The organism is Spiroplasma melliferum KC3, from assembly GCF_000236085.2.
Taxonomy (GTDB): domain Bacteria; phylum Bacillota_I; class Bacilli_A; order Mycoplasmatales; family Mycoplasmataceae; genus Spiroplasma; species Spiroplasma melliferum.
On sequence record NZ_AGBZ02000001.1, the window covers coordinates 280,539 to 292,071 of the forward strand.

9 protein-coding genes and 2 pseudogenes are annotated in these 11,533 nt (G+C 23.4%); 1 reads left to right on the forward strand and 10 read right to left on the reverse strand.

Features of this window, described 5'->3' with window-relative positions; translation table 4 throughout:
• Positions 1 to 125: 125 nt before the first annotated feature.
• From SPM_RS01400 to SPM_RS01415, 6 genes are all read right to left on the reverse strand, one after another.
• Positions 126 to 740 carry a hypothetical protein gene (locus SPM_RS01400; protein WP_004027834.1) on the reverse strand — a complete coding sequence of 205 codons (615 nt, stop codon included), beginning with the start codon at positions 738 to 740 and terminating at the stop codon, positions 126 to 128.
• A 100-nt stretch (positions 741 to 840) separates the two neighbouring features.
• Positions 841 to 1,143, reverse strand: coding sequence for a hypothetical protein (locus SPM_RS06760; protein ID WP_004027835.1), 303 nt, complete (start codon positions 1,141 to 1,143; stop codon positions 841 to 843).
• 8 nt (positions 1,144 to 1,151) lie between these two features.
• The gene (locus SPM_RS01405) at positions 1,152 to 2,228 is read right to left on the reverse strand and encodes a hypothetical protein (protein ID WP_004027836.1); all 1,077 of its coding nucleotides are present in this window, start codon (positions 2,226 to 2,228) and stop codon (positions 1,152 to 1,154) included.
• 21 nt (positions 2,229 to 2,249) lie between these two features.
• On the reverse strand, positions 2,250 to 2,477 hold the full coding sequence (locus SPM_RS06765) for a lipoprotein (protein ID WP_004027837.1): 228 nt from the start codon (positions 2,475 to 2,477) through the stop codon (positions 2,250 to 2,252).
• A gap of 412 nt (positions 2,478 to 2,889) precedes the next feature.
• Positions 2,890 to 3,789, reverse strand: a complete 900-nt coding sequence (locus SPM_RS01410; protein WP_004027839.1) for a C39 family peptidase — start codon at positions 3,787 to 3,789, stop codon at positions 2,890 to 2,892.
• Between the two features lie 82 nt (positions 3,790 to 3,871).
• Positions 3,872 to 5,527 (reverse strand): lipoprotein, encoded by a 1,656-nt coding sequence (locus tag SPM_RS01415; RefSeq protein ID WP_004027840.1) that lies wholly within the window; start codon positions 5,525 to 5,527, stop codon positions 3,872 to 3,874.
• Between the two features lie 235 nt (positions 5,528 to 5,762).
• Here SPM_RS01415 and SPM_RS01420 point away from each other — a divergent pair.
• A pseudogene (locus tag SPM_RS01420) lies at positions 5,763 to 6,301 on the forward strand (cob(I)yrinic acid a,c-diamide adenosyltransferase).
• Between the two features lie 157 nt (positions 6,302 to 6,458).
• On the opposite strand, the gene SPM_RS01425 reads toward SPM_RS01420, so the two are convergent.
• The 4 genes and pseudogenes from SPM_RS01425 to SPM_RS01445 form a co-directional block, all read right to left on the reverse strand.
• Positions 6,459 to 6,935 carry a hypothetical protein gene (locus SPM_RS01425; protein ID WP_004027844.1) on the reverse strand — a complete coding sequence of 159 codons (477 nt, stop codon included), beginning with the start codon at positions 6,933 to 6,935 and terminating at the stop codon, positions 6,459 to 6,461.
• Between the two features lie 607 nt (positions 6,936 to 7,542).
• A pseudogene (locus SPM_RS06965) lies at positions 7,543 to 9,078 on the reverse strand (hypothetical protein).
• 544 nt (positions 9,079 to 9,622) lie between these two features.
• A complete protein-coding gene (locus tag SPM_RS01440; RefSeq protein WP_004027847.1) occupies positions 9,623 to 10,255 on the reverse strand; it encodes a DUF2278 family protein in 633 nt (210 codons plus the stop codon).
• A gap of 236 nt (positions 10,256 to 10,491) precedes the next feature.
• Positions 10,492 to 11,451 (reverse strand): hypothetical protein, encoded by a 960-nt coding sequence (locus tag SPM_RS01445; RefSeq protein WP_004027848.1) that lies wholly within the window; start codon positions 11,449 to 11,451, stop codon positions 10,492 to 10,494.
• Positions 11,452 to 11,533 lie beyond the last annotated feature (82 nt).

An 11,533-nucleotide genomic window follows, 5' to 3' on the forward strand; every position in this document is an offset into this window, starting at 1 on the left:
TATCATAGACCAAGAAAAAAACTAAACTTTAAAATACTTTTATAAAGTATCTCAAATGTTTAGTCCTTATTTTGTTTTATTAACACATTGTAATTTAATTGATAAGTTGCTTTTAAATAATATAATTAAGAAATTATAATTTTAAAGTAAAATTTTGTTTGTGTCTTAGTTCACCCCAAGAAGGTTGAATTAGCAGCAGTGGCTTTAGCTGTTAGTTTAACATTAATAGTATTATTAACATATTCAAAATCTAAAAATAATTCACCATATGCTATAGCATATGTCTCTTTATCAGCAGTTGTATATCAAATATTACCAATATTTTTTCTTTTTAACTTTGTCTTGTTTACTAAAGGTATTCCTGATACTATTTTACCCGAAGAATCAAATGAAAATAAATTTATTCAACCATTACTATTTTGTGAGTCAAAACTAGTTCCTTCTGCTCATCCTTCATAACTATTTGATAATCCTTTTATTTGAAATAATGAGTATTTATTTTTAGGCAATAATTTTTTGGTTCAAAATAATACATTTTCATTAGAATTTATTCTTGCAAAACCTTCAACTTTAGTTACAGGTGTTTTTAATTCAATTTTTTCACAAATAATATGTTCTTTACTTATATTATTTTTTCTTTTTCTTAAATTTATTTTTTTTCTATTTTTTCTTATCGTACAAAATGAATTAGTATTTAATAAAAAAAATCTAGGTAATAATAATTCTAAATTCTTTTTCATAATTTATTGTCCTTTCTTACTTAAAAGATTAATTAAAATATCATTTTTTAAATTTATCTATCTATAACAATAAATTATTCTCGATATATTTTTTAATTATTTATTTCATTACTGGATATATTAGAAATGAAACACAATTACTTGGTAATTTATCTTTCCCAACCCCAGCAAAAGAATAATATAAACCACTATTTAAACTTTCACCAAAACTAAATAAAGCAGCTCAACTTTCATTTTCAAAATATTTTCATGCTAAAACTGAACCTCCTTGATTATTAGTATCAACTATTTTTTCTCCTTTTGTTCTTTCAAATAATGGATGTGATATTAAATTAAATAATTCAATATCTTCTAAGTCAATTGTTTCTTCAGAGGTTTTAAAATCATCTACTAATACCTTCAAAACTCCTTTTAAACCATCTCTTTGATTTTATCTGCTAACTTTTTAAATAGTAAATTAGAAACTTTAAGTTCAACTGCCTGAGTTGTAATTTTTAAATTATTGATATACTTTCAGAAAGCAATAATAATTTTTGCTCAATTATTTAATTTCTTATCAATTGCCCCTTTTGACAATTGCAAAGTTATCATTAAATCTTCTCCATCACTACCTTTGACATTTCCTGACAAACCCATACCATAAATATTAATATAAGTTAAATTAATTTTAAAAGTACCTAAACTTAAATAAGTTGTTTCATTAATATTGAAAGCGGGACCAATTTTATTCTTATAAAAATTAACAAAATCACCTTCTGTAACATTTTCAATAGTCTTCGCTGTTTCATCGCCTTTAAATCAATTAGCTAAGGTTAAACTATTAATATTTCGATCATCTTTCAAACTATCAAAACCCTTGTTTTTAGCAGATAAATCTCCCTTCATAGCTTGTTCTATTATTTCAACAGCATTATAAGTTATTTCTATATTTTTAAACTCTTTTTTACTATTAATATATTCTTTAAATGAAAATTTTAATCTTTCATCTAAAGCAGTAGTTTTTTCCGAAAAATCTCATTGAACCTGATCATATAAGGGTTTAAAAATATCATTCGTACTAAAATCAGCATTTTCTAATTTATTAAAATACTCTTGAATATTTTTAACTAAAAAAGTTGTTGCTTTATCAGAAAGGACTTTTAATGCTGTCGTATTTTCAGTGACATTATAAATTGTAGAAATTTCAAAACTTGAAAATAATGTTTTAAAATTAATACTTACCACAGCTTTAAAATCAATCCGAACAGCACCAAACGGTTCTGGATTAATATCAACGGGAAATTTATTTTTTATCGCTTCAACATTTACAAAATTAACATTAATAACACTACGGTCTTCATCAAAAGTCAATGGCATACTATTAGGAAAATAATTTGAATATTCATTCTGTAAATTATAATTTACTGTTTCAAAAATCTTCGTAAAATCATTAATAAAATAATTTGCTAATTTCTTATCTTCAGCATTGCTTAAATTCAATTGATACATTGAATTTCCACTATCAACTTTCTAATAAATTTTTGCTAAATTATTTTTTCCACTATCAACATACATTTTTTCTTTTATTTTCTCAGTAATTGCAGTAACCGCTTTTGTTTGAATCTCAGATAATACTTCAAGATCACGCGCAGTTGTATCTTCCTTTTTCACCGTAGTTTTTTTATGACATGCTGTAATATTTGAAACACTAGTTCCAACTAAGGTTACAACGCCTAAAACACTTAATAATTTTTTCATAGTTTTTTTCTCCTATTTGTTGTATTGTAATTTTTTATTTTAAAACAAAATTAAAATATCATCGGAGGAGGATTATTTTCTTTAATAAATAGATAAATTCATTTCGTAGCAAAAAAATTAATAATTATATCATATAAGTATCTAAAAATATAGACAGTAAACATTGACAAGTCCTTCTCTTTCTATTAAATAACATTATTGATACTTATTTAATTAAAACTATATTTATAATTTTCAAAATTAATCTATTGCCTTATTTTTTATTATAAAAAAAAAAAAAAAAAAAGCAAGGATATTACTTATCTAAATAAAAAAAGAGTTTTAGTTTAAAACTCTTTAATGCTTATTTAATTTTATAACCTAAACTTATTACCTTTTATTTAAGGACAAATATTTAAGTTAACTAAATTTTTTAATTATAAATACTTATTCTGCCATTATTTTCTAAACTAAAAAGATTAGAAATTTCTGATTGTTTTACTTGCACTTTTCCAAGAGTTGGATCTAAAATTAAGTATTGATAATTTTCAAAAGTTGCTGCTAATTCAATACCATAGATAACAACATAATGTCTCATATTCCCTGTTCAAGGATAGCGACCATAAATTGCTAAAGCCACAGGGAAGTTGTGCGATAAACTATTTTTAATATCATAATAAAACATTTTTTGTTCATCATTAGTAACTCCAAAGTTTTGGTGTAATCTTTTATTAATATAGCGGCGTTTATTTGGTGTTGCTAATGCATTTAAACTTTTAAGCATATCTTCAGGAATGGTACCATGATAAGTCTCAGTATTCATTTGATATGATAATTCTTGCTGTGAAATTTTTTTCCCAGTAAAGTAATGGACTATCATTTGCAATGTTGCTGGACCACATCAATAGTTTGTTTCTTGATAAAACAAATTTAGTTGTAACGAAATAGAATCATCAGTTGTTGTTTTATCAAGTGTATATTTAATACCCATTTCCCCAATATAACTGCTTTCATCTCGTGCTGTAATTTTTGCATTTCATTGTGTAATGTTTGATATATTAATATCATTAATATTTAAATTATGATATTTAGTTTTTAATTTATTTTTAATGTCACTTTGGGTTGGAATATGAATCCCATTCGTATTAATTGTTCCTAAATCATCTTCGTTAATCATTGAACTTAATAAAACTGGATGTTTTACTGAATCAATTGTTAATTTTGAATTTCCACAAGCACAATGTAATATATATAAAATAAAACTTAAAAGTAAAACAACTAGAAAAATTAAATTAATATTTAATACTCATCATTTTTTTGTACTTTTTTTCATGTTTTTTTAGAGAATAAATTTTATACTTTAAAATTAAAAATATTAGATTTATTCTTAAAATAATTAACTAACAAATTTCAATTTAATAAATAATCTTTTTAATACCAATCTTAAAGTAAATACTACTATTAGGCATCTTATTATTTGAAGAAGAAGCAAAACAATAATATAATCCATGTTCAAAATTTAGTCCAAATGTAAACAATACTGCTCACGGATCAGAATTTAAAGAATTTCATATTAAAAATGAACTATCGCTATTATTGTCGTTCTTTTGTCCCATTGTCTTGGCAAAACGTGGATGTGCAATAAAATTAAATAAGGTAAGATCTTGTAAATCTTTTGCTTCATTTGATTTTTTAAAGTTAGTTACCAAAGTTTTAATTACTCCTTTCAAACCCTCTTTTTTATTTTTTTCTGAAAGATTTCTAAATAAATCCTTTGGTACTGTAATTTCAAGCCCTTCTTTTCTAGCAAAAGGACCAGTATTAATATATTTTCAAAAAGCAATAATAATTTCTCCTCAGTTATTTAATTTTTGGTCAATTGCAGCACGTGATAAATTTAAAGTCATTATTACATCTTCGCCTGCATTATCATCTTCAATATTTTTTGCATAACCTGAAAGACCCATTCCATTAATATTTAAATAGCCTAAATGAATTTTAAAATTTCCTAAATTTAATGAATCATTATCATTAATATTTAAACCCTGGCCAACATTAGTTTTATAGAAATTAACAAAGTCATTTGCTGTTACATTATTAATACTTTTTGGTTCATTAGGTTCTTTAAACCAATTTGATAATGCTATTTCTTGCGCATTTTGCGTATCCATCAAATTATCAATTCCTTTATTATTATTAGTTAACTCTCCTGTTGATGTTTTTTCAAGCAAAGCGACATTATTATAACTTATATCCATATCTTTAAACTTGTCATCATTACTAGTAAATTTTTTTAATGATTTTTTTAAAGTATCATCTAAAACTTTAATGTTTTCTGAAAAATCTCACTGCACCTCTTCATATAATGTTTTAAAAATATCACTTGTACTAAAATCGACATTTTCTAAATTATGAAAATATTCTTTAAGTTTTTGTAATAAAGACTTTGTCGCTTTACTTGAAAGTTCTTTTAAAACTGATGGGTTTTCTGTTACATTATAAACTACTGATATTTCAAATGATGAAAAGATTTTTTTATATTCAGTACTTACAACCGCCTTTAAATTAACTCGCACCCCCTTAAAAGATTCAGTATTAATCTCAACCGGGAATTTATTTTTTAATCCTTCAACATTAATAAAATTAACTTCAACCTTACTTTTATCTTTTTCAAATGTTAAAGGACTTTTATTATTAAAATAATTCATATATGTACTACTTAGATTATGATTTACCCTTTCAAAAATAGTATTGAAATCATTAATAAAATAATTTGCTAATGCTTTATCTTTTGAATTCTTTAAATCTAATTTATAATTAATTTCCTCACTGTCTACTTTTTCATAAAGACCAGCTAAATTATTTTTATTACTATCAACATACATTCTTGATTTAACGTAATTACTGATTTCACTACTTGCACTTGTTTTAAGCTCATTTACCATTTCAAGATCTGTTGTTGAAGTATCTTCTTCAAGTTCCCCAGTATTTTGATTATTACAACTTATCACATTTGGATTAGTTGCACCGATTAGTGTCATCGCACTAAAAATACTAAATAATTTTTTCATTTTATTAATTAACTCCTCCTAAAATTTTAATAGTATAATTAAAAATTAAACTATCGGTAATATCTTATAAAAGAAATAAAAAAATAAAAAACAGATTTAACATTTATCAAATTAATTGCAAAATGTTAAAAATGCTTTGCAATTAATTTGATAAAATTATTTTTTAATTAATTTAAGAGAGACAAACACAAACTAAAACATTTTTAGTACAATAACTATACATAAGGAGGAAAATATGCAAAAAAAAGGTTATTGTCATATTTATTATGGAGATGGAAAAGGTAAAACATCAATTTTAAATGGAATGACAATTCGTGCGCTAGGATATCAATGAAACATCAAATATCTCCGTTTTTTAAAAAACCGAGTTTCTGGTGAAATGTTATTTTTTCAAAATTTAACTAATCCAAATCTAGAAATAATTAATTATTATTCATCAAGTACAAAATTTTTTTGAGAAATGAATGCTCAAGAAAAAGCAATTTTACAAAAAGAAATTCAAATTGGTTTTAATGAATTAAAAAAATTAAGTCAAGACCCAACAGTTGACTTAATTATTGTTGATGAATTATTAGGGTGTATTTATAATGGATTAATTTCTGAAGCAGAATTAATTGAAGTTATTCAAAAAAAACTCCAAATATCGAAATGGCTTTTTCCGGCCATCATATTACTGATAATTTAATTAATGCTGTTGACTTAGTTAGCCATGTTCAAGCAACAAAACATTATTTCTATCAAAAAGTTCCTGCTCGGAAAGGAATTGAATATTAAATTAACTTTTTTAAAAAGATAAATTAATAATTTTATTATAAAAGTATTATATTTTAGAATAATTTATTAATATTAATTGTCTGTCATAAGTAAATGCTTAAAATTTTATGCTATTCAAAAATTTTAGATATAACTACATTTTGTTTTAAAATTTGCTTTATGAATTATTATCAACATTATTGTCAAGTCAATAACAATAAATAAAATTATTAGCAATTGTTTTGTAACGGTTGTCTTTAACTGGAAACTCCCCAATTTTTTTACATCAAGTACAGGTATACTTAATTGGTAACTTTCCCATATAAAGACTATTATCCCTTGCTGTAATTGTTGCATTTCATTGCGTAATGTTTGTTACACTGATATCATCAATATTTAAATCATGATATTTTGTTTTTAATTTATCTTTTATATGGTTTTCTGTTGGAATAGGAAAGCCATTTGTATTAATTGTTCCTAAATCATCTTCGTTAATCATTGAACTTAATAAAACTGGATGGTTTTCTTGACCAAGTACTAATCTTGAGTTTCCATAAGCACAATATAGTACATATAAAATAAAACTTAAAAGTAAAATAACCAGAAAAATTAAATTGAAATTTAGTATTCACCATTTTTTTGATTTCTTTTTCATATTTTTTTCCTTCTATAAAATAAATCTTATATTTTAAAATGAAAAAATATTATTAAATTAAGAAAATAAATTCACATATCTATAAGTTAAAATTTAATTTGAAAACTAAAATATTATTTTTTTAAATCCAATGTTTTATTTAATTTTAAAATTATTTATATCTTATTTTTGTTATTATTAAGATACATTTTTTATTAAATATAATAAATTATTAATATCATAAATCATAGTTTTAATTTTATTTCCTACTTCGATATTCTTAAATAAATGTTTTCTCCATTTTTTTCAGTATTTTAATTATTACAAGATACAATTTCATTAAACAAGCGGGAACTATTAATGTTATTACACTTAAAATACTAAATAACTTTTTTCATTTTATTAATTAACTTCTCCTAAAATTTTAATAGTATAATTAAAAATTAAACTATCGGTAATATCTTATAAAAAAAATTCAAAAAATTAAAACAGATTTAATATTTATCAAATTAATTGTAAAATTCTAAAAATCTTTTGCAATTAATTTGATAAAAATATAATGATTAAATTAAAACTTGGAGAAACATAGTTAAATAAAATAAATATTGTATATCTCAATAATTATAAATTATATAAGTTTAAATTCTATTTTTTGTATTATGTTTTTTAAATTACCTAAGTATATTAAGAAACTATATCCTAAACCATGATAACCAAAATGCAAAGTATTATAGTCATTTTTTTCATTAAATTTTACTTCCATTATCAAAGATTTTTGATTTTTAATTCAATTAATATTGTGGTTTGTGTTTACAATTCCCTGATAAATGTACCAAGGTGTTGGATTTTGTAATGAGCTTCGATAAGAGTCAAAAATAAAATTATAGAATATACTAGTAAAGGAAAAAGTATATTTTGATTTAGACAATAGGTTATTAAATAGGTCTTGTTTTATCTTAAAAACAAGATTACCATTATTATATGTTTCTAATTGATAATAATGTCAAAAATCCATTGTTACTTTCGCAAATTCTTCCAATTGTTGGTCAAATTGCGTTTTTAATATCGTAAAATAACTTTTTTCTTTTAAATTTATCTTAGATAAATTATTTTTAAATAATAAATTTTCAATCATAAAATTTTGTGGAGTAAACGATTTTAGTTCGCCTGAAACATAATATTCATCTTCAACTTGAATTTATTTAAAATTAATAAAACTTTTTTTATAAAATGAAAGAAAATTTTGCCATGTTAATTGCTGTGGGTCATAACCCTCACCGGCCCACGCTAAAACAGACGAGTTAAGGTTAAAATATAATTTCTCGTATGCATTAATACCTGCAATGAAATCCTGTGCTAAATGAAATTGAATATCATGTTTAAACGAAATATTCCTGTCGTTTAATTCTTTGCTAATTATTGGTCAAACAATATCCGTCTTAATATAAAATTGATCCGATATAATTCAATAGTTTTTAGCTTTAAAAATAGTATCAAGAAAATTAACAAAATAGTTTTCAACTTTATCTTGAATATTATTTAGAACTTCAGAATCATTCGTTGTAGTTATTGAAACTTGAATGTTATCCCGCGATGGTATTCCTTTAAAACGCACTTCATAAGCAATATTAACTTGGACTGTAATTCCTAATACTGCTTGGGGAGTATCTGCTAATAGTTTTGCTATCTTATCAAAATTGATATTATATAAATCAAATGAAATGTCATTTTCTCCTAAGAATAATGGCATTGTATCAACATAATAATTTGAATATCGATTTTGTAAATGTTGATTCAAATTATTAAACTCTGCTTTAAAACCAATAAGCAACTGATTTAAAAAACGATATTTACTAATTACTGTGCTCGTTAAAGTTAATGAGCCATCATTTTTTGTTTTTAGTTGTGTGACTAGTTCTTTAAATGATGATATTTGCTCTGGATAATCCTTAATAATGTCAATCATTGTTTTTGTTTGCCATCATGTTGATAAAGTTTGCTTTGCTTCCTTTTTTATTTGATTTAAAATTTCAAGATCTTGATTGTGATCTAACTCATCGTTGTCATCAGGCTCATGTTTTGCTCGCACTGTACAACTAACAACACCTAAACTACTACCAAAACCTAAAACAAAAACACTAAAAAGTGTTAATAACCATTTCATCTAATTGTCACCTTCCTTTTGTGTGATACTCATAATTATACTTAAAAAAAAAAAAAAGTCCCCTAGTATTTTTAAGCAAATTAGGGTTAGATGGGAAGCAATAATTGGAACTAAGACTAATTTTATAATACAATAAATGAATTATTCTGAATTTCAACCAATAAAAGGAATGGAATGAGTTAAATTTAAATAATAAGAAGCGGTTTGTTCCATTTAACTGACAGCAATGATGAAATAGCACTAATTTTAGATGCAACTTTAGACATGAACCATTAACAATGAACAATATCTTAAAAGATGCAAAAATAAATCTTGATGCAAGTAAGAAAAAACAGTAAGGAGAAAGCGTATTTTTAAAAATAAAGAATCTGTGTAGCGAAATTAAACCATAAAGCATATTAAAAGGATTGAGTTATTCTGTATTCAACAGGACTCAATCCTAAATAAATTTTATTTTGTGGTCTTATAAATTAATAGATTTATTGCACTTGCATTTACAATTTACAAGATAATAAAAAATACTATTATCTTTCTTAATTGTTATTTATGTTTTACAATCTCCTGAATCGTCAGTATTTGTACATTGAGATTGAAACATTATAAAAATCATATGCTCAACAAGCTTATTTTCTTCATGATAAATGGCAAATGCCCCATCTTGTCAAATTCCGTTTTCAGATTTAAATCTGGTATCATTACCTTGGTTCATATGAATGTCATGTATACCTTTGGTTCCATCGTTATTACCATATGACATTCCTCAAACTCCAATTTTGTATTTTGAATTATTTAATGCTGGAGTTACTATTTTGTTAAAAATTGTTTCAAGTTCTGATACTTGATCATCCTTAACAAATGGTAACACAGTTTTATAATTGTAGTCAAAAAAATTACCCCGTAGATAATCAATACAATATCCGTCAATACCTGTTTCTAAATCTACATACATTTGATTTGCAAGTTTGAAACAACGGTTAACAATTGGATGATTGATATTTTCTTTAATAAAATATTCAACATCATAAGGTGCTATCCTTGAACGCACATTAATATTTATTTGATAGTTTTCGCCATTTTGATCTGTAATTGTCAGATTATAATGCGGATTTGTAGAATTTCTAGTTCCGTTGTTAGTAAGATTCCCTTTTAAGAAACTATACTTTGAATTTTTTATCATTTTAATCAGTCCTTTTTTATTTAATAAACAAATTTGTATGTGAATAAGATGATACTTACTCTATATAATTTTATACTCCTTTTAAATTATTTTCTAATTTTCATATTTAATTAAAAATAAGCATTCAAAAAAATATTAAATAATTTAAAAATAGTTGAATGATTATCATTTTAAATTTTTTAAAGTCTTTTTGTGTAGAAAGTTTTTTATATAATTTTCTAATTCTGTTTCATTTATTAACATAATTCTTCTATTTTATAAAAATCTATTAAATTAATTGTTGTTGTAAATTTACCTTTAGCATTTTTTTGCCCAATTATAGTAATATCAAATTTCTTATTTTTAGAAGCATCATTAATAAAAACTTTTTTTAAATTAGACATTTGACTCTTATAAGGTTCAGCATCAAAAACAATAATAAAATCATTTTCATTTAAATTAGGGTCAATTTTTTGAATTTGTTTTAAAAATTGTGTTGTAATTTTGTCTTTTAAAAGTCACGCTGTAAAATAATCATTTGGATATTTTGGTAATCTATCCTCAAGAGTTGGAATTTCAATTTTTGTAAAATTTGCAAAATCAATAATTTTATATACTGCCTGTGGAAATAATATTTCTAATTTAATACTATTCTTAGCATTATTATGACCTACAATATTAATAACATAATTATTAACTGTGTTTGCTAAATTAATTGTTCGCGGTTGATTTTGATTAAAATAATCATTGAAATTAAAAGAAAAATCATTCTCTGTTATTGCATCATTTAGTTGCTGTTTTATTGCTGTTAAAATTCCTGTTTGTAAATGTGGCCTAATTTCTGATTCTCTTACTTTTTCAATATCAGTAACCTTAATTTTTAAATCTAACAAATTAATTTCCTTGATATTTCTAAGATCAGCTCGGTTTAATGTTTCTTCAAGTTTTTTAATTTTTGCTTTTAATTGCAAAATATTATTTTGCAATTTTTTTGTTTTTTTTATGTTTATTTTTTGATTTAATACATTAATCTTGTCGTTTAATAACTGAATTGTTGTTTCAACATCATTTATATTATCTTCCTGCTTTTGGTTTGTATTTTCCAAAATTGTCTCTTTTGAATATTGCTGTTTTTTATTACCACTACAAGAAACTAAACTTCCTCCAAGTGTACTAATTAAACTACATATGCCTAAGATATTTAATAGTTTTTTCATTTTTTAATATTATTTTTCCTTTCTAAAATTTAATAATCAATTTAATACTTAAAGTATTGATAATATTTTATAAAAAAAATAT